The organism is Paenibacillus sp. XP01 (assembly GCF_057364885.1).
This window is the reverse complement of record NZ_CP139481.1, coordinates 4,009,704-4,030,093: the sequence shown is the minus strand read 5'-3', so window position 1 is coordinate 4,030,093 and position 20,390 is coordinate 4,009,704. Positions and strand designations below refer to the sequence as shown.

General features: G+C 45.4%; 19 protein-coding genes and 1 riboswitch. Of the genes, 13 read left to right on the top strand and 6 right to left on the bottom strand.

From position 1 onward, the window contains the following. Positions 1-14 precede the first annotated feature (14 nt). The 3 genes from SNR34_RS18130 to SNR34_RS18120 all read right to left on the bottom strand — a co-directional run bounded on the left by SNR34_RS18130 (position 15) and on the right by SNR34_RS18120 (position 4,220). The gene (locus SNR34_RS18130; protein WP_486179849.1) at positions 15-2,066 is read right to left on the bottom strand and encodes a serine hydrolase domain-containing protein; all 2,052 of its coding nucleotides are present in this window, start codon (positions 2,064-2,066) and stop codon (positions 15-17) included. Positions 2,067-2,179: 113 nt separating this feature from the next. Continuing rightward, positions 2,180-3,478 (bottom strand): ATP-binding protein, encoded by a 1,299-nt coding sequence (locus SNR34_RS18125; protein WP_236412424.1) that lies wholly within the window; start codon positions 3,476-3,478, stop codon positions 2,180-2,182. Position 3,479: 1 nt separating this feature from the next. Beyond that, complete coding sequence (locus SNR34_RS18120; protein ID WP_486179848.1) at positions 3,480-4,220, bottom strand: LytR/AlgR family response regulator transcription factor; 741 nt, start codon at positions 4,218-4,220, stop codon at positions 3,480-3,482. Between the two features lie 327 nt (positions 4,221-4,547). Here SNR34_RS18120 and SNR34_RS18115 point away from each other — a divergent pair, with 327 nt between their 5' ends. From SNR34_RS18115 to SNR34_RS18060, 12 genes are all read left to right on the top strand, one after another. Continuing rightward, positions 4,548-5,087, top strand: coding sequence for a glycerol-3-phosphate responsive antiterminator (locus SNR34_RS18115; protein ID WP_236412427.1), 540 nt, complete (start codon positions 4,548-4,550; stop codon positions 5,085-5,087). Between the two features lie 140 nt (positions 5,088-5,227). Continuing rightward, a complete protein-coding gene (locus tag SNR34_RS18110) occupies positions 5,228-5,941 on the top strand; it encodes a glycerophosphodiester phosphodiesterase (RefSeq protein WP_343260228.1) in 714 nt (237 codons plus the stop codon). 12 nt (positions 5,942-5,953) lie between these two features. Beyond that, entirely contained in the window at positions 5,954-6,793 is an 840-nt protein-coding gene (locus SNR34_RS18105; protein WP_486179847.1) for an HAD-IIA family hydrolase, read from the top strand. Positions 6,794-6,830: 37 nt separating this feature from the next. Continuing rightward, positions 6,831-7,667: a metallophosphoesterase family protein gene (locus SNR34_RS18100; RefSeq protein ID WP_486179846.1), complete on the top strand. Its 837-nt coding sequence runs from the start codon at positions 6,831-6,833 to the stop codon at positions 7,665-7,667. 24 nt (positions 7,668-7,691) lie between these two features. Beyond that, positions 7,692-8,780, top strand: coding sequence for an ABC transporter ATP-binding protein (locus SNR34_RS18095; RefSeq protein WP_339272657.1), 1,089 nt, complete (start codon positions 7,692-7,694; stop codon positions 8,778-8,780). Continuing rightward, positions 8,777-9,649, top strand: a complete 873-nt coding sequence (locus SNR34_RS18090) for a carbohydrate ABC transporter permease (RefSeq protein WP_236412432.1) — start codon at positions 8,777-8,779, stop codon at positions 9,647-9,649. Before SNR34_RS18095 ends, SNR34_RS18090 begins: the two co-directional genes overlap by 4 nt. 19 nt (positions 9,650-9,668) lie before the next feature. Next, positions 9,669-10,493 carry a carbohydrate ABC transporter permease gene (locus tag SNR34_RS18085; protein ID WP_486179845.1) on the top strand — a complete coding sequence of 275 codons (825 nt, stop codon included), beginning with the start codon at positions 9,669-9,671 and terminating at the stop codon, positions 10,491-10,493. A 24-nt stretch (positions 10,494-10,517) separates the two neighbouring features. After that, entirely contained in the window at positions 10,518-11,831 is a 1,314-nt protein-coding gene (locus tag SNR34_RS18080; RefSeq protein ID WP_486179844.1) for an ABC transporter substrate-binding protein, read from the top strand. 94 nt (positions 11,832-11,925) lie between these two features. Continuing rightward, positions 11,926-12,007: riboswitch (ZMP/ZTP riboswitch) on the top strand. 60 nt (positions 12,008-12,067) lie between these two features. After that, the gene (locus SNR34_RS18075; protein ID WP_486179843.1) at positions 12,068-12,670 is read left to right on the top strand and encodes a DJ-1/PfpI family protein; all 603 of its coding nucleotides are present in this window, start codon (positions 12,068-12,070) and stop codon (positions 12,668-12,670) included. 95 nt (positions 12,671-12,765) lie between these two features. Next, complete coding sequence (map, locus tag SNR34_RS18070) at positions 12,766-13,506, top strand: type I methionyl aminopeptidase (protein WP_236412436.1); 741 nt, start codon at positions 12,766-12,768, stop codon at positions 13,504-13,506. Positions 13,507-13,767: 261 nt separating this feature from the next. Beyond that, on the top strand, positions 13,768-15,816 hold the full coding sequence (locus SNR34_RS18065) for a glycoside hydrolase family 16 protein (RefSeq protein ID WP_486179842.1): 2,049 nt from the start codon (positions 13,768-13,770) through the stop codon (positions 15,814-15,816). Positions 15,817-16,218: 402 nt separating this feature from the next. After that, positions 16,219-17,163, top strand: coding sequence for a hypothetical protein (locus SNR34_RS18060; protein WP_339272649.1), 945 nt, complete (start codon positions 16,219-16,221; stop codon positions 17,161-17,163). An 87-nt stretch (positions 17,164-17,250) separates the two neighbouring features. Here SNR34_RS18060 and SNR34_RS18055 read toward each other — a convergent pair whose 3' ends face one another. Next, positions 17,251-18,024 (bottom strand): SDR family oxidoreductase, encoded by a 774-nt coding sequence (locus tag SNR34_RS18055; RefSeq protein WP_486179841.1) that lies wholly within the window; start codon positions 18,022-18,024, stop codon positions 17,251-17,253. Then, entirely contained in the window at positions 18,025-18,423 is a 399-nt protein-coding gene (locus SNR34_RS18050) for a MerR family transcriptional regulator (RefSeq protein WP_236412440.1), read from the bottom strand. It abuts the gene before it with no gap. A 229-nt stretch (positions 18,424-18,652) separates the two neighbouring features. Between SNR34_RS18050 and SNR34_RS18045 the strand changes: the two genes are divergently transcribed. Next, positions 18,653-19,036, top strand: a complete 384-nt coding sequence (locus tag SNR34_RS18045; protein WP_486179840.1) for a nuclear transport factor 2 family protein — start codon at positions 18,653-18,655, stop codon at positions 19,034-19,036. A gap of 119 nt (positions 19,037-19,155) precedes the next feature. Here SNR34_RS18045 and SNR34_RS18040 read toward each other — a convergent pair whose 3' ends face one another. Next, on the bottom strand, positions 19,156-20,385 hold the full coding sequence (locus SNR34_RS18040) for a helix-turn-helix domain-containing protein (RefSeq protein WP_486179839.1): 1,230 nt from the start codon (positions 20,383-20,385) through the stop codon (positions 19,156-19,158). Positions 20,386-20,390 lie beyond the last annotated feature (5 nt).

The following is a 20,390-nucleotide window of genomic DNA, read 5'->3' as shown; positions in this document are numbered from 1 at the left end:
TTAATCCATTCCATTTATTTCAGATGGATGTTGAAGACATCCCCGGCTTCACCGCCAAAAACGATAAAACCACCTTCCGGAAGCTGTGTTGTTTGTTGATGGGTTGCCACGGAAAAGTGAACTACTTCCCCTTTGGCGTTATATACGGCATAACCTCCGCGATCCGGAGAATCCACCGTTAACGATTTGTTCGCCGAGCGGGCGTCAATCGCATACCACCGGGCTTGACCGTTTGCCGGAATGGTAGTGATTCCTGTTTTCCCGGCGAAGATCGGAGCGATGGCATCCTCTGCAATATATTCCTGCCCATCCTGAATCAAAATCTCGGCATCACCCTTCGTGTAGAGCTGCAGATCGAAGGCATCTCTTCCGTTCATCACAGGAATCTGGGCGACATTCTCTGCATAGTTCGGATCAACCACTCGTGTGCCGTTGGCGTAGCCGTTCTCAGCATCAACGGTCAGGTTCTTGATCAGCATCGAAGGAAGCAGATAGAAGATCGACGTTATTTTTTCATCCAGTGCGTAATATTTCGAACCGTTGCGCGCAGCCCACTTTTCTTTCGTTGCTGTATCCAGCGCTTGATGCTCCAGTTTCTGATAATCATAAGTATTCATCACTGTTTGTCCCAGACCGGGTAACGTTATATTTGCCAGCACTTTAACGTACACTTTGTCGTTGCTTTCTTTCTCGAAACTAATCTTTACACTTCCATCGGGACTCGTAAATTGTCCTTCACCTGTGTACACATAAATTTGCTCCGGGATGAGTCCTCCCTGTAAGGCAGGCAGTTTGATCTCGCCATTTTGGATGTTTATATCCAGCGTAGTACCTACCGTACCATATAGACCGGAATATGCAGTCAACTCCGCCGGCATGTTCACTTTCACGGGTGGTGGGAATGTTTGATCCGGCTGAATCTCATCAATGATGTCTTGATCCTCCAGTACCTCGAGCAGAACTTTGCTGGCAAACATCTGGTTGTAGATGGAAGATCCGCCTGAGGACAGAACAGCCATCGAAATATCATGTTCAGGGATCGTGATTAACGATGCATGATACATCATGGTGTCTCCACCTTTAGTGAGTGCAGTAATGCCGTAATCGCTGAACGGTGCCAGATCCACGGCATCCCAGCCAAGACCGTAGTTGAACGTATTTCTCTCTTCAGACACCCAGATTCCTTGACGATATTCATGATTTTGCATGGACTCTGCCGCGGATTCGGACAGAATGTCCGGTCTGTTCCCCATCAATACTTCTGCAAACCGGGTTAATTCTTCTGCAGTCGAGTAGATTCCGCCTGTGCCGAGGATATTGGCATTTTCGGCAGGCAGTTTAGTTTCAATCGTTGGCCAATACGTCTCGGATAACCGGTCTCTGTCGAATGAATCCAGCGGTGTCTTGGTCGATTCCAACTGCAGCGGATTGCTGATGAATTTGGCGATATATTCGCTGTAGCTTAACCCGCTCACCCGTTCAACCAATATTTCAAGCAGCTGGAAACCGTCATTGCAATAAACGGAATACGCTCCCGGGTCTGACTTTAGTTGTTCCGTCTTGAGTTTGAGCAGTAATTCATCATGATTCATGGTGTCATTATCATCAAACAACATGCTGTTTCCATAGTGCGTGCCGTACAGACCGGAAGAATGATTCATCAGCATGCGCGGCGTGATTTGGGTATAGCGAGAATCGGCCATCTCGAAGTCTTTAATATACGTCGTAAGAGGCTGGTCCAGATCGACTTTGCCGGAATCGACCAGCATCATGGCAGCGGCCGTGACGTACATTTTGCTCACCGAGCCGATTCCGAACATGCTCTCTTTGTCCACGGGGATCTGTGATGCCTTGTCGTGAAGCCCCGCGCCATCTGACAAAATGATCTTTCCTTCATCCATAATGGCATATTGCAGACTTGTGACACCGTAATTTTGCAGCAAATCCGTAGCGATTCTGTTGGCAGCCACCTCAACGGTCGCGTTTGGGTTCGTCTTGGCCATGACGCCCGTCATTGGTGTGATCACAAGCACCGCCGTGCATAATATACTGATCAGTTTCTTCATCATAACATCCTCCCTCAAGTGCTTTTTGTATGATAGATTCATCATATCCGGAAGGAGGTACACCGTGCGCTAACGAACCCTGAATGGAAAAAAACCATCCTTGAACGGCATGTTCAGGGATGATTTGTGTGGAAAGGAAGCACAACCATGTTATTGAATGTCCGATGGTGATTCTCGATACTCATATGTCCTCCATATTTCTCACACATCCTCGATATATTGGTGAGGCCGATCCCATGATACTCCGGATTGGGCTTCTCACTCTTCAAGTGAGTTAATGGTTGCTCCACATGATTCATAATCTGGATGGCGAGTGCAGAGGCCGTGGAGTGGATTGCGATCAGAATATATCGGTCTTCAGCTTGCCTCACTTTCTTGGAAGCCTCGACGGCATTATCCAGCATATTGCCAAGCACCACGCACAGATCATATCGATCGATGTGCACATGCTGTGAATGAAGCCCGATTCGGGTATCGATTCGGATCCCGTTTGCTTGCCCCACGGCAATGGTATTCGTAACAAGGGCATCGATCACGAGATTGCCCGAGTTTACCCGTTGGTATGCTCCTTCAATCTTGTTTAACGTAAGTCTAATATGATCACCTGCCGCATCAAGCTTGTTTTGCTGGATACATTCTTCAATGTACAGAAACTGCTGATGGATATCATGGATGATGCTTTTCACGTTTTTGAAACTGTGCACCGTCTTCTCATAGTTGGCATCCTGATAATCCATCTGTCGCTGCAGCTGGGCATTTACATGCGCGAGCTGAACCTTTTCGACCATATTATCGAATACGTATACAATGAACACATTAAGAAAAAGGGACCCTAGCACGGAAACGATATAAAATATGTTTTTTTCACTATAATTCGAGGCCACATTGATCTGATATATCGTTATGGTGGGTACGATCAGAAACAAGAAATAATACCGATAATGCATGGCGAAACTTCTGCGTTTGGCGATCAAACGAACGATCTGGATGACAACGAACATCATGCTGCAGCCAAGCAGCATGACTTTGGAGGACACCCAATGATTCTCCGGGTTGTAATGATCCCATATGGTGTAATCCGTAGCGTCCAGCGCACTCATAATATACACCGCAATGTAATTCACCGTTGTGAGCAGCACTGCATACAGGACGGTAAAAGCAAGTTTAATGATGAATTCGACCTTATAGGATTGCGCCAGGCTGAAGATGAACAGCAAAGCCAGAGCAGACGAAACGACTGGTGAAAATGAAGTTCCCAGATAGAAACTACCCAGTACAACGAATACGATAAAATAAATGACTCTTTGGGGCTTTCGTTTGGGCTTGCCCAGCACGGAATCGAAATAAAAATTCACCTGAAATGCCATAAGTAAGGGAACGACGATGACGGACAAAAACACATAAGCATCCATATCATTGAATCCTCATGATCATAAATTTGGTGTAGGCATCCTTGACTTCTTTGACTTTGGATCGTCCAATAGGCAGCACAGTGCCATTTAGCATGACGACCTGTGCGCCGGCAAACTTCTGAACATGCATCAGGTTGATGATGATCGAGCGGTGTATTTGCAAGAAACCATGGTCTTTCAAAGCGTCCGCATAATGGGAAAGAATGCCTTTGCTCACATGGGTATTTTCTTTGGTTACAACATTCAATTTGTTTTTGATCGTTAAACTCTTCACGACCTCAATCCACAGAATATCATCGTATTTCAACAGCAATTCCTCATAGTCAGATTTGATCAGCACGAACTTTTTGTCCATCGCTTTAAAATACTGGCACAGTTTAATCATTTTCTCTTCAAAGATATGAGGCTGGATCGGTTTGATCAAATATTGAAAGGTGACCACGTCAAAACTCTCCACCATATACTCCGGATAACTGGTCAAAAACATGATCTGCACATCCAAATGCTTCATATTTCGGATTTCTTTGGCCGTCTGGATTCCGTTCATTCCGCTCATTTCCACATCCATGATGAGAATATGAAACGTGTCCCCAACGTCTTGATAATGGGAGACCAGCTGTTCGCCGGATGCAAACAACGTAATCTGGAAATCGATATTGCTTTTTAGAGATAGGGAGATCAGCATCGTTTTTACAAGCTCTCTTTGTTTTTCATCGTCGTCACAGATTGCAACATTGAACATGGTTGAACATCCGCCTTTCATTGACATCGACTCTGAATTTCACATTCAAATATACTATTTTATCATAGGTTTCAGGGCAAAATCGGGTGAAACGCATGAGTCTGACCCTAAAGCGCACTAATCCATCACACAAGGCCACTGCGAGTGCAGTACCATCTTCCGATCGCTGTTATCCCCAGATTGGTTCTGCCTCTCCGTTAACGTGTGCATGTTTTTTGCCGGTTCATATAGATCTAAAATTAATACGCCGTTTACACGGGGATGATTTATTACGAATACTTCCTCTTTAATATTTATTATGACAAACGAGGGAATGAGGACTGAATCATGAAGAATTATCCGATCATCGCCTCCATCACGGTAGACGAACAAATTGCCCGAGCTTTAGCAAGCGATGTAAAACGAGTGATTCTCATGACAGGGAACATTACCAATCTGGGCACAATCGTAGACAGTCTGCATCAAAGCGGGAAACAGGTCTATGTGCATACCGAGATGGTATCGGGGATTGGGCGAGATGCCTCTGCCATACAATATCTTGCGGATGTGTTTAAAGTGGACGGGATCGTGACGACGAAGAGCAATGCGGTCTCTGCGGCAAAGCAGGCAGGCATATTAAGCATTCAACGCATATTTGCGATCGATTCCGCAGCCATTGAGACGGCCGTGCGGATGATTATGAGCTACAAACCGAATGAGGTTGAACTGATGCCGGGACTGATGCCCCGAGTCATCCAAGAGCTCAAAGAACGTATCACGCAGCCTTTGATCGTGGGCGGCCTCATCCGGCATGAGGAAGAAATACAGCAGGCCTTGAAGAGCGGCGCAGATTTTGTTTCGATCGGGCATGAGAAATTCTGGACTTAATTTCATACATTTATCCTTGGGTGGAGACGACGAGAAAACCCGGTGGTAAGTAAATCAATTACAACCTTGATGTTGAAGGAGGGTGATTTGCTGCTGGGTTTTTTGTGTTGTCCAAAAAATACAACAGGAGGGAATGAAGCATGATCATTCAAGCAGTTGCTCATCGCGGCTATCCAAAGAAATATGCTGAAAATACGTTGTCTTCCTTTTTAAAGGCGGTAGAGCTTGGCTTCTCGCATCTCGAACTGGACGTTCATCTCAGCAAGGATGGAATTCCAGTCGTCATCCATGACCATACTCTGGACCGCATGACCAATGGAACGGGCAGGGTAGTCGATTATACGGCTTCGGAATTGCAATCTTTCAGAGTGAAACAGGATGAGCATATTCCAACCCTGGAAGAAGTGCTGCGTGCCTTAAAGGGTAAAATTCAACTTAACATTGAGCTGAAGCAGATGGGAGACTACTACCCTGAGCTTGAGAAAAGGGTGCTCGAAGTTATCGAAGCATTCGACATGCTGGATCAGGTCGTCATTACGTCGTTTGATTTTGATGCCCTGGAGAGAATCAGGCAGTTATCTCGCGATGTACGCATCGGTCTCATCACTTTTGGCGGTTCAAAGGCTATTCTTGACTGGTCCTTGGAGATGGGGGCAACGTTTTTGTCCATGCACTACGCCTTTGTGACCGAACACTACATTCAGCGATGTCAAGATCTGGGGATTCAACTGATGGCTTGGACCATCAACGAGTCTTCCGTCATGAAACAATTTCAGGAGTATCCGTCCGTCTGGATCTGTACCGACGAGCTGGAAGGCTTCATGGACGTATTGGAGATGTCCGGCTCAGTATGAGCGGGCAAGAGCATGATTATGGAGAATGTATATGCGTACGATGCGTACTGCTTCGATTTAGACGGAACGATTTATATTGACCAAATGAGGCTGCCTGGCGTAAAGAGCTTTTTAAGCAGCTTGCGGTCACGCGGCAAACGTCTGCTGTTCCTTACAAATACTTCCGTTCATACCAGGAAGGATTGCTACAAGCGGCTGCTGGGTTTGGGCGTTTCGTGCCAGCTTGATGAAATTTTGACTGCAGGCTACGTATCCGGACTTTATTTTGTAGAGCATGCACCGGATGCCAAGGTGCTGGTTGTAGGGGAGGAGGCGCTAAAGGAAGAACTTCGGGCAGTGGGGATAAACCTTTCCGAGGATCCGTACCGTTCAACGCATGTGTTGGTCGGAATGGATCGGCAATTCCATTACGATAAGCTCCATCTGGCGGCAAAAGCCGTTCGTCATGGAGCGGTTCTGCTCGCAACGAATCCGGACAATTGCTGTCCCGTCCAAGGGGACATTATTCCGGACACCGGAGCTATTCTGAGCTCGATCGAGGCGGCGAGCCAGCAGAAAGCAGCGGTAATGATCGGCAAGCCTTCAAATTATTATGCAGAAAAGTCGCTTCAGCTTCTGGACGTGGATCGCAGCAGCTGCCTCATGATCGGCGATCGGCTGGAGACGGACATTTTGTTTGGAAAGCTGAATGGAATGAAGACAGCCCTCGTGCTTACGGGCATCTCCTCAAGAGAGGATATCGGAAAAGCGGATATCGTTCCGGATTATATATGGCCTTCCTTGAATGAATGCATCATGGAGCAGCAGAATCATTCAAAGCATTCCACGGTGCTGGAGATGGAGAAAGCTTGAGCAGCAATGTTCCAAAATAAAAGTGGAGGTGGCATGCATGCGTCTTGCGTTACTTGGTGATTTTCACTATTCAACCATGAGTCATGGAACCGAAGAAATGAAGGCAGCGAGAGTCCGGGCATACGAGCATATGCTTAACGCTTTTCTGAAGGAGGAGGCGGACGTTCATGTCTCGATTGGCGATTTGACGCATGAAGGAACGGATCAGGAACTCCGTTCGATGTTTTCCATGCTTGCAGGAAGCGGACGGAACTTCATTCATGTGCTGGGAAATCATGATACATATTCGATGCCAAAACATGAGATTTCCATGCTAACAGGTCAGGAGCGCTATCGGGCGATGGATACGCCTCACGCCAGATTGATTTTTCTGGACACTACCCAGGAAATGAACCGCACAGATTGGGGAGGAGAGCTGGACGAAGAGCAGCTGGATTGGCTTAAAGACCAGCTTGCCGATTCGCGCGAGAAGCAAGTGCTCCTCTTCGGCCATCATCCGGTGTTTGATACGACTGCGCGCTCGATGCTCGATAAGCTGTACATCCGTCCGCAGGAGGAACTGAAGGGCATATTAAACAGTCGGCCAGAGGGAGGCATCTATTTCTGCGGACATAATCACTTGAACTCCATCGTGGAGCAAGGTAAATGGCATTACGTACAGACCGCAGCTTGTCTCGATGTGCCGGCATATCGCGTTATTGAAGTGCATGAGGGCGGAGTAGCGATAACTCACCGTCTTATACAGGATGCTGGTTTAAACGAAGACATTCAGAGCTTTTGTTATGATCTGCCGGGCTTTGGACCGGTCGCTAATGCATTGGGAGAGGAAAGCGACCTTACTTTATCCGTTCATCTAGCAGCGGCGGCACAATAATGTCAAGAAAAAGGAGGGAATGGCATGGCACAAATTGTGTTGAAGCAGATTGAAAAAAGCTTCAAGCAGGATAAAGTCATCGAAGATCTCAATCTGACCATTGAGGATGGCTCCTTTACGGTATTGGTCGGCCCGTCCGGCTGTGGAAAATCGACGACGCTCCGCATGATCGCAGGACTTGACAAGCAGTCGGCGGGAGAAGTTTGGATCGGAGACCAATGTGTCAATGGAGTGGAGCCGGGCAAGCGCAATGTCGCCATGGTATTTCAAAACTATGCATTATATCCGATGATGACGGTCAAGGAAAACATCGAATTCGGATTGGTGAACCGCAAGGTGCCTCGGCCTGAACGAGAACGTCTCGTCAAAGAGATCACCGAGGTCGTCGGTCTGGCCGAGTATTTGCATAAGAAACCGCAGGCACTGTCCGGCGGTCAGCGTCAGCGGGTGGCCTTGGCTCGGGCCATGGTTAAAAATCCCGCGGTCTTCCTGATGGATGAGCCGTTGTCGAATCTGGATGCCAAGCTTCGCCATCAGATGCGAACGGAACTGATCCAGCTTCACAAACGGCTGGGCGCAACCTTTGTCTTTGTTACGCATGACCAGGTTGAGGCGATGTCGATGGGAGACCGTATCGTGATCATGAATAAAGGGCGCATTCAACAAGCGGATCGTCCAATGAAAATTTACGATGACCCGGATAATGTGTTCACAGCCCGGTTTATCGGCACGCCGCCGATGAATGTGATTGACCGCGAACAACTCCTGCCGTTTCTGAACGGGCAGCTGCATGACGAAATCGGGCAGGTAGGCTTTCGTCCGGAGAAAACGGCAATGATGCTTGAGAACCGGTCGCAGCCCGGACACGTGCAGTTCCCGGCCCGGATCCTGACCCGTGAGACGCTAGGGGCAGAAATCATCTATCAACTGGACTCCGCACTTGGCCAAGTGTCCGTGAAGAGCTTCTTGAAACCTCTGGAGTCAGCCTCCGAGGTGTACATCTCCGTGTCTATGCAGGACCTGTACTATTTTGATCGCAGCGGTGTACGTGCTCGTCAGCATGAGCGGTCCGAAACGAGAGAACTGATTGTCCTGGGAGGGAACTATTCATGACCGTGTGGTCCAGGTTCCGTCCCTATGTCATGGTGGCTCCCTCGATCGTGATATTTTCCATTTTCTTCATTTATCCGATCTTTTATATGATCTTTTTGAGCTTTTACAACTGGGATTTCATTAATCCGGTCAAGGAGTTCGTGGGCTTCAACAACTTTGTCGAGTTATTTGAGGATAGCGCGTTTCTTCAGGTGCTGAGCAATTCCTTGAACTATACGCTTCTTTCCGTATCGTTATCCATTGTGATTTCGCTGCTGCTAGCCATATGGCTGAATCGGGAAGGGGCATGGTATGGGTTTGTTCAGGGCGCGCTTTTCAGTCCGCACATTGTTTCGCTTGTATCCGTATCCCTGGTGTGGATGTGGCTGATGGATCCCAAATTCGGTTTGCTAAATGGGTTGCTGGATATGGTTGGTTTGCCCAAGCTGGAATGGCTGAGCAGTCCGGACAGTTCATTGCTGTCGCTTGTCCTTGTTTCGGTGTGGAAAGGCGTCGGCTACAACGCTCTCATTTTCATCGCCGGTCTCCAAAGCATTCCGAAGGATGTGTATGAAGCCTCCGCTCTGGACGAGGCCAACTGGTGGCGGAAGTTCTACAAAATTACGCTGCCCATGCTTTCGCCGACCCTGTTTTTCTTGATTATCATTAATTTGATCAGCTCGTTCCAGGTGTTTGAGACCATTGCCATCATGACCAACGGGGGGCCGATCAATTCAACCAACACGCTCGTCTTTTACATCTACGAGTACGGATTCCGCTACTTCAAGATCGGCTACGCTTCTGCAGCGGGAGTGATATTGCTCCTTGTCGTTGGTTTGCTGACGCTAGTTTACTTCAAGCTGCTGAGCCGCAAGGTTCACTACCAATAGAAAGGAGGAGGGAAATATCATGGCAACGAAGTCATGGCTGCGTATCCTGAATGTTACTGCCACGGTCGCATTGGTTGCGATTTTTGCAGTCCCTTTTCTATGGATGATCTCGACCTCATTGAAGTCTTACCCGGAAACGGTGATCTTTCCACCCAAATGGATTCCGTCCAAGATCATGTGGAGCAATTTCCAAGCGGCGTGGGAATCGGGGCCTTTTTTGAAATATTTAATGAACAGCGTTATCGTATCGGTCAGTATACTCCTGCTTCAATTCACAACCATTATATTGGCAGCTTATGCGTTCGCAAGATACTCCTTCAAAGGAGACAAGCTGTTATTCGGGATCACGATGGTGACCTTGATGATTCCTGGTCAGCTTATTTTCCTGCCGGTGTATTTGCTGCTGAGCAAGTGGGGACTCATTAACCATTTGCTGGCACTCATTCTTCCTTTCTCCTCCAGCGCCTTCGGCATATTCATGCTCAGGCAGTCGTTCAAGCAGGTGCAGGAAGAGCTTATTGAAGCGGCGCGACTGGATCAAGCCCCGGAATGGAAGATCATTCTCAAGATTATGGTGCCCTTGGCACGGCCAACCTTGGTGACCTTTGCATTGTTCAGCTTTATTGCACACTGGAATGATTATTTCTGGCCGCTCGTCATGACCACCTCCGATGCTGCAAGAACGCTGCCGATCGGAATCTCCAAGCTGCGCGAGGTCGACGGAGGAGCCGCCTGGCACATTTTGATGGCTGGAAACATGATACTGGTCGTTCCGATCCTTATCGTTTTCTTATTCGGACAACGTCAAATTATTAAAGCATTTGTTTATTCGGGCGTAAAATAATCAGGTTCATAGGAGGACTTATCCATGAAAAAATTTGGTTCTATGATGTTAGCGGCAACGCTTGCGCTTGCTTTGACGGCTTGCGGCGATTCCAACTCCGCTGGTTCAACCGATACGGCTGCTTCAGGTAACAGTTCCAATGGTACGGCCAATAAACCGGTCGAGATTACATATTGGTACTCTTGGGGTGACAAGATCGCCGAGAACAATGAGAACTTGGTGAAAATGTTTAATGAATCCCAGGATGAAGTGATCGTAAAGGCGGAATACCAGGGATCGTATGCAGACCAGCATTCCAAGGCTCAGGCGGCTTTTGCAGCGGGCAATGCCCCCGAAGTTTGGCAAAATGAAATTGCTTCCGTTGGGGTGTTCGCCGAATCCGGCATGACGCAGGAATTGACCTCTTTTGTTGAGAAAGACAAGCTCGATACGGAAGATTTCATTCCAGGACTCATGGGGAATTCCTATGTGAATGGCAAACTGTATGCTCTTCCTTATTTGCGCAGTACGCCGATTCTGTATTTGAACCGGACGATGCTGAAGGAGGCGGGACTTGATCCTGCCGGACCGAAGAATTGGACCGAGTTTGAAGATTATGCACGCAAGCTGACGGTGAAGGATGAGCGTTATGGCATCTCGATGCCTGTCGACATTTGGTTCTACGAAGCTTTTGTAAGGCAGAGTGGAGGAACGATGGTCAGCGAGGATGGAAAAAGTGCGGCATTCAATAATGAAACCGGGATTGCGCCCGTAAAGCTGTGGTTGAAGATGAAGGATGAAGGCATTATGAACATCGGCACGACCGATGATGCGGGTACGCAAGCCAAGACGGATTTCCACAATCAACGTTCTGCGATGCTGTTCTCCTCAACCGCGGACTTGACCAATAATATGAAGGTTGCCGAGGAGCAGGGCTTTGAACTCGGAACGACATTTATGCCTGCCAATGATACGTATGGAGTGCCGACAGGCGGTGCCAATCTGGTTATGACATCGGGTCTGTCCCCGGAAAAGCAGGAGGCGGCGTGGAAGTTCATTAAATGGATGACCTCCAAAGAGCAAACGATTTATGCAAGCTCCTTTACGGGATATTTACCCAGCCGAATCAGTGCCGTGGAAAGCGATGAGATGAAGAAGCTTTATGAGGAAAAGCCGCTGTTCAAGGTGGCGGTAGACCAACTGGAATATGCGGGTCCGCGTCCAATGCAGAAGGTTTATCCGGAAATTGGGGAGATCATCAAGGATGAAATTCTTCGCGCGGTTGTGGATTCGTCCGTTACGCCAGAGGCAGCCATAGCTGAAGCAGCGAAGAAAGCCGATGCCTTGTTAAACAAGTAGCTCGGTATCCTAAACACAAAAGGAAAGGGAAGGACTGGGACCATTTCATTTATTTACAATAGTGAAAGAGGTCATGTATACTTAGAGCTAAATATCCGGTATGTGCGACTGGCGTAAACGTGGAGTGAACCACAAGGAAGCACATATTTTATATGCCGTACGCCTGGGCAAAGTGTTTGATCTTTTTGATCGAACACTTTATTTATTTTAAGGAAATGAAAGGAATGGTGGCGGCGATGAAAATGGCGTTTGTATTATTTGATGGAATGACAAGCATGGATTTGGCTGGATTTTATGAAGCGGTGACTTGGCTGGCGATTCTGAAAGCGAAGGAAAACGTATCTTGGACATTCTGTGCAGACAAGGATGAAATTTCAGATGACCGGGGGCTGAAAATGAAATCCGATGCGGTATTGCCTGATCTAGGTGATTTTGATCTGGTCTTTTTCCCTGGTGGCCGATCCACGAGAACGCTTCGATTTGATGAGGATTTCATGCGCTGGGTTCGCACGGCAGAGAACGTGCCCTATAAGATTTCGATTTGTACCGGGGCTTTGCTATTGGGAGCAGCCGGTTTCCTGCATGGAAAAAAGGCTACGACCAACTCGTCAGCTTATGATTTACTGGCTCCCTATTGTGCGGAAGTCGTTGCTGCGCGTGTAGTGCGTGACGGTAACACGGTAACCGGTGCGGGAGTTACAGCTTCCATTGACCTTGGGTTATACGTCGTCGAGATGTTGACGTCCACGGAGACCGTTCTTCAAGTCCAGCAAAAGCTGGAGTATCCATTTTACGAAGCTGGTAACCTAAGCGATGTCTATAAGCCGAATTTGCGATAGAGGGATCATATACAAATATTTTGCATGTATCGGGTGCATTGAGGAGATAACACTTATATAATGAATTGAAGATAAAAGATTGCGAGGTAGAACAGATGATTGCAAAGACAGAAGAAGACATCAATGGGTTGAAGGAAATTGGAAAAATTGTTGCCTCTATTCGAGATGAATTGGTACAACGAACGATTCCTGGCATAACGACGAAAGAGCTTGATGATATTGCCGGAGAGCTTTTTGCCAGAGAAGGCGCAGTTTCAGCTCCAAAAAGTGAATATGATTTCCCTGGTTATACTTGTATCAGCGTTAATGAAGAAGTGGCACATGGTATTCCGGGAGATCGGGTTATCCAAGAAGGGGATCTGGTAAACATCGATGTTTCCGGCTCAAAAAACAGTTATTTCGCGGATACGGGAATCTCGTTTGTCGTAGGCAAAGGTGAAGAAGTGTTAACGAAATTATGCGAAGCTGCTAAGCAAGCATTTGAAGCAGGACTTAAGAAAGCAAAACCTGGTTCCAAAAAAAGCGGGATCGGAAAAGCGGTATTCCAAACAGCCAAACAGCATGGATTCACGGTGATCAAAAATCTTACAGGGCATGGCATTGGACACACCATCCACGAAGCACCTGACCATATTTATAATTATAATGATCTATCGGATGATGAATTATTAAAGGAAGGCATGGTTATTGCATTCGAACCTTTTATCTCTACCTTGGAAGAGGAAGTATTCCAAAAAGATGATGGCTGGACCTTTGCTACGGCCAAGAGCTCTGTGGCACAATTGGAACATACGATAATCCTTACCAAAAATGGTCCGATGATTATCACGCTTTGAACGATTGGTGAAACCTTTCACGGATAATTGACTTCATTTCAATGGTAATTATCATGAAAAATAGGAATACCCTAATAATGGGTTCAAGTCGCTGTAATAGCGACTTTTTTTATTTTGTGGGACGAAAGGAAGTAAATGCTGCATAGATCGAGACATCGAAAGGAGTTGGTTTCCATTTCGATCCAGGGATCGTGAAATGGGTTATAGCAAGATTGATGGTCGTATTCATTCAACATGGAGGCGAAAAAAAGGAGGACTAGGATGAAACCATTTCACTTTATGGAGAAACGATTGGTGAAAAAGGTACTTGGTTTGTTCTTAGTGATTGTAATGCTGGCCAGCATTGGCGTAATGCCTGCTTCGAAAGTTCAGGCAGCGGGAACTACGGTGACCTCGATGGATTACTTTTCGCCCGCAGATGGACCTGTAATCTCCAAATCAGGGGTTGGCAAAGCCAGCTACGGATTCGTCATGCCTAAATTCAACGGAGGCTCGGCGACGTGGAACGATGTTTACAATGACGTCGGTGTCAATGTGAAAGTAGGCAGCAGCTGGGTGGATATTGATCAAGCCGGCGGTTATATCTATAACCAAAACTGGGGGCACTGGGCCGATGGAGGCTTTAACGGCTATTGGTTCACGGTCTCGGCAACCACCGATATTCAACTATACTCCAAAGCAAATGGCGTTACACTTGAATATCGGCTTGTTTTTCAAAATATAAACAAAACGACCATCACGGCGATGCATCCGACACAGGGGCCGCAAATAACGGCAGGCTTCACAGGCGGCGCGGGATTTACATATCCGACGTTCAACAATGATCCGGCGGTAACTTATGAAGCCGTTGCCGAGGATTTGAAGGTATATGTAAAACCTGTAAACAGCAGCACATGGATCGATATCGACAATAATGCAGCCAGCGGCTGGATCTATGATCATAACTTTGGCCAATTTACCGACGGCGGAGGAGGGTACTGGTTTAACGTTACGGAGTCGATCAATGTCAAATTACAATCCAAAACTTCTTCGGCTAACGTGGTCTATACCATTATCTTTAATGAACCCGTACGTCATTCTTATGTGATTACGCCCTATGAAGGAACAACGTTTACGGCAGATGCGAATGGCTCTATCGGCATACCGCTTCCCAAAATTGATGGAGGTGCGCCAATTGCCAAAGAGCTGGGTAATTTCGTATACCAGATTAATATCAATGGGCAATGGGTGGATTTGAGTAATTCCAGTCAGAGCAAGTTTGCATACTCCGGTAATGGCTACAATAATATGTCTGATGCCAACCAGTGGGGATATTGGAGCGATTATATCTATGGCCTGTGGTTTCAACCGATTCAGGTGGATATGCAGATTCGTATCGGCTATCCGCTGAATGGACAGACGGGCGGAAATGTAGGCAGCAATTTCGTCAACTATACGCTGATCGGTAATCCGAATGCTCCGCGTCCAGATATTTCTGACCAAGAGGACATTGCTATTGGAACACCGACCGATCCGGCTATCGCAGGCATGAATCTCATCTGGCAGGATGAATTCAACGGCACCACGCTTGATTTGAGTAAATGGAACTATGAAACAGGTTATTATCTCAATGACGATCCCGGTACCTGGGGATGGGGCAATGCGGAGCTTCAGCATTACACAAACAGCTCCCAAAATATTTTTGTACAAGACGGGAAGTTGAATATCAGGGCGATGAATGATATCAAATCCTTCCCGCAGGATCCTAGTCGGTATGCACAATATTCCTCCGGCAAGATTAACACCAAGGATAAGCTTTCCTTAAAGTACGGCAGAGTGGATTTTCGTGCCAAGCTGCCCACAGGCGATGGTGTTTGGCCTGCGCTTTGGATGCTTCCCCAACATTCCGTATATGGCACATGGGCCGCATCGGGAGAGATCGACGTCATGGAAGCGAGAGGGCGTCTGCCTGGGTCAACGAGTGGCACCGTACACTTTGGCGGACAATGGCCGATGAACCAGTCAGCCGGCGGCGAATATCACTTCCCGGAAGGGCAAACGTTTGCCAATGATTATCATGTATACTCGGTCGTCTGGGAAGAGGACCATATTAAATGGTATGTTGACGGCAAGTTTTTCTATAAAGTCACCAACGAGCAGTGGTATTCGGCAGCCGCACCGAACAACCCGAACGCTCCTTTTGATGAGCCATTTTATCTTATTATGAACCTGGCGATCGGTGGAAACTTTGACGGCGGACGTACTCCGAACGCGTCTGATATCCCCGCCGTTATGCAGGTAGATTATGTCCGAGTGTACAAAGAACAGTAAGGAAATGCGAAAGACCGGCAGCTTTTTTTGTTGCTGGTCTTTTTTTAATGTATGTATGTTGCGTTTCAACCTGAGATGGATGTGCTGTTGGAACAAAAAATTACAAGTATAGTGCTGTTTCAGGTAGAAAAGCATTGAAGGGCAAGTCCAAATTACCTATAATCAACTAGGTGTTTGGAATATATACCAATCTAACTAAATTTATGAGGAAGGGATGAGGTATTGCATTTTAAAATGAAACTGGTTTCGCTGAGTTTGGAAAGGGGGATCAAAAAGCAGGGGATAACAGCGATCGGAAGATGCTACTGCACTCGCAGTGTCCTTATGTGATTGATTAGTGCGGTTTATATGCGTTTAGTCCAATGGACAGGTTAGATCATGTAGAATTGAAGGAGAATGAAAATGATCAAAAAATTAATGGTGTTCAGTATAGTCGCAATGATTCTTATGGCACAGCTAGTAATTAGTCCGGCTTCCTATGCTGCAAGTAGTTATACGGGGACGTGGAGTGATCAGTATGACATTGGTTCATATGGAATGAATCAAATGTATCTTAGAATGAAGGACAAAGGAACACAAGTAGAAGTAGAGGTGACAAACGATTATTACCTCCCCACTAACGATAGCAGAAATAGTTTTTTGAATTCAAAGGGAAAATACAGGAGCAGTTTCATCACCGGAACGGTTACTTTTAATGCAAAAGGTACGGCGAGCTTTAAATATAAGGATGAGTACAATAATGGGAAAATGACGATTAGCGTAAAAAAAGAAACGGTCACGTTGACTTGGTCAGGTACAGAAACAACGGACTATTCTTTCCCTAAGGGGACATTTAAGCTATACAAAAAGGTGGATCTTTCCTCTTCCGAGTCCAAGAAATTAGGGGTTTTTCTTAGCAATTTTACCGAGCTGCAGCTATACAAATTTGATGCTAAGAAAATAAATAATTCCGATCTTATTCGCTTCGGCGTATGGCATAACTACATAAACAACTTTAATTCAAGAATAAGTTCATCTCACGGAAAACTTTATATCACTAAATCATCTGTTGAAACCTCAATATTAAAATATTTCAATATCAAATTTAGCAATCATCGGTCCGTGCTTAATCTTAAATACAATGGTAAAGGTTATACCTTTGATGGTGCTGACGGCGAGAGAGTCTTCTATGTTCAGGTAGATGAACTTTACGATATGGGGAGCAACAATTATAGAGTGTATGGACATTTATACGATCCTGATTATCCGAATGACGATTTGGTTAGCCGCGTTGATGCTATTGTAAAAAAAGTGAAGAAAGGCAAGGAGTATAGGTATGTTCTTACACAACTCAGTGTGAAACATTGAGAAGTAGAGGGGCTATCTCTAATGCCTTTAAAAAACACATCGGTGAATAGAAACAATACCGATAGATTACAGGGACGAAGCAGAGGGCTATCTGCTCTTCGTCCCTTTTGCGTTTTTCGTAGCCTGATACATCTTCTCCGTGTACTCATCAATTTCATCTCGCGACATGCGCAAACGGTTCACCGATGTACCATATCCAATTTCCGCTTTCCCCTCTTCCAATCCTTTGAAAATTCCATCTGCGAAGGCATCCAGCGGTTCTCCTTGGACATGCAGTCCCGCTCCGCCCAACTCTGTATTCACTGCCGGAGGAGCAACCTCAATGACTTCTATGGACGTATCGGAAAGCTGGTGTCTTAAACTCATGGTAAACGAATGAAGGGCCGCTTTGGTCGCTGAATAAATCGGAGCGATTGCAAACGGCGTAAAAGCCAGCCCGGATGTCACGTTAATGATGGCCGCCTCTTCTTTGGCTGCAAAATACGGAGCAAACAGCATGGATAGGTGGAAAGGCGCTTCAATATTGGTTGTAATTTCTTGATTGAAATAACTCCAATCGTGCTTTGCATCCGCTTTTAACACATTAAACCGTTGCTGGATTCCTGCATTGTTCACCAGCACATTCACCGCTGGATAGTTCGTTGTTACCCAATCAAACAATGCTGCACGTTCGGATTCAATGCCCAGATCACATACACGGGTAATAAGATCAGGGAATTTTTCTTTCGCATGTTGAAGGGCCTGTTCACGCCGTCCGCAAACAATGACGTTATTTCCAGCTTTTAAAAAGCGCTCTGCAAAAGCCAATCCTATTCCCGTATTTCCGCCTGTAATCAGTATTGTATTTCCTGAAAGCTTCATTTATGGCGCCTCTTTTCTGTTTTGTTTATTCTTTCTTTCCTGAACCCGTTTGGTGTAACGTGCAATTTTTACATCAATGCCTTCTAAGGCTTCTGTCATCAATGTTATTTCAGCCAGCACGGCTTGCTTGTGTTTCTTCAGCATTTCCAGTCGGAGTTCCGTGGTTTGGTCTCCTTCTACCACCCGATCAATATATTTCTTGATACCACTTATTGGCATATGCGTGTTTTTCAAATAAATAATGATTTTAAGGAGCGTCATTTGATCTTCTGAAAATAACCGCCTGCCGGCTTCATCACGCTCGATTAGCGGCAGCAGTCCTTTTTTTTCATAATAACGCAAGGTTGATTCCGGAATGTTGAATCGGGCTGAAGCTTCGCTAATGGAACAATACTTCATCGGGAGGCCTCCAAATTTTATCTTTCATAGCCGACAGGAATAGGATACGTCTTAAACCATGGTTTAAGTCAACATTTTTTCAAACGAAATATGTATCAAACGATTATTTATTTGCTTTTTTGGACTTGAGCAACGGAATAACGGGACGTGTCGGATTTTTTCTTTATTATGGTACTATAGAATTAGGAGTATATCTTTTACATAACAAGATCAAGGAGGGAGTACGGTTATGCTTAGCAAAGAGATAAGGGATATCATTGAAAATTATCTTGAGGCATACAATTCATTTGAAATTGAAGGCATGGTAAGCCTCTTGCACAAGGATATCATATTTAGGAATATTTCCAATGGCGAAACCACTACGGAAACCAAAGGAATACAAGCATTCAGGGAATTGGCAGAACAGTCGTCAACGATGTTCACCAGCCGTCGCCAGATCATCACCGAGTACAGTGTCATCAATGACAAAGTAGAGGTTGGAATTGATTATGAAGGTATTCTTGCCGTGGATTTACCTAACGGATTAAAAATTGGAGATAAGCTGCAATTAAATGGAAAATCGAAATTCGAGTTTAAGGAAGGAAAAATCTCATTGATTGAAGATTACAGTTGAGTAATACAACGTTACAACGAAAGAGAACGATAGCTCAATAGACCGATAGCTCAATAGACCGCCTTTTCACCAAAGGCGGTTTTCTTATGGTCATAGTGCAACATTAGAATCCAGGTACTTCATTTTTGATTTTTGAACTGTTTAGGCGTACATCCCGTAAACTTTTTAAAAACTTTAGCAAAATAACTTTGATCGTAAAAATTCAACATCGTTGAAATCTCAGCTAAAGAATAACTGGAGTAAGACAGCAGGTTTTTAGCTTCTTCTATTTTGGTTTTCTGGATAAACTGAGGAATCGAAATCCCGACTTCTTTTTTAAAAAGGTTAGATAAATAATTGGGATTCAGGGAAGTTAATTCGGCCAGTTGGGAAACGGTAATGTTTTTATTCAGATGATTAAAAATAAAATTTTGACAAATATTTATAGGTCTTGAGTATTTATGTTTTTTACTGTTTGCGACTCGTTCAGCAAAATCAATTAAAACATCCTCAATCAATTCATCGACCGCTCTACTTTCGGTTAATTCCTCTAATTTAAGGATATACAAATCACTAAGGTTATAGGCGATTTCTTGATACAATCCTCCTTCTACTGCTGCTCGGGTGGTTAACGTGATCAGAGAAATGGCGATGTTCTTTTGACTTCTCAAAAAACTGGTCTTTGATAACACACCTTTCTTTCCTTGTTTATGAATAGCATGAAAATTCTCCAATACTTTATCTGTTCTCCCTAACCGTATAAAATCCAAAAGCTTCTTCTCTTTATCTATTTCAGTGTGTACTAAATTATTTTGACGTCCATCAATAATTTGGGAATAGGGTTGTTCAATCTCTAGCATATTTTGATCAAGACCTTCATTGTTCAGCAAAATGTCAGCCAGCTCCAGCTTTTGTTGATAAAGCATAAAATAAATAATCATACTCAGATTAATAAAATTAAAATTGCTGATTACCGGGACTTGATCATAGTAATGCTTTATTTCCTCTTTGTTTCCCCGGGTTACTAAATCCCTTAACGTGATTTTAATAGTCTCTTCGGTCATCCTGAAATTAATTACTGGACCGACGACGATTCTCCCTTTGCATTCTTGATTAAAATGGACATTTATTGCGAAAAATTTCTCATGATACAGGGTTTCGCGAATAACGGGAAAATGTTGTGATCCCATTTCGGTAAATAACTCTGTAATAATGGCGGGGTTGGACGTGTACAAAGGGTTATGCCGGAAATCAAGAGCCGCTTCATAAGTTAACGTATTCTCACTGTCAAAATAGTATATAGGTATTTTATAGATATTGTGTGCCAAGTTACATATAAATTCGATATTCTCCTGCTGAAAGTTATGCATGTTGA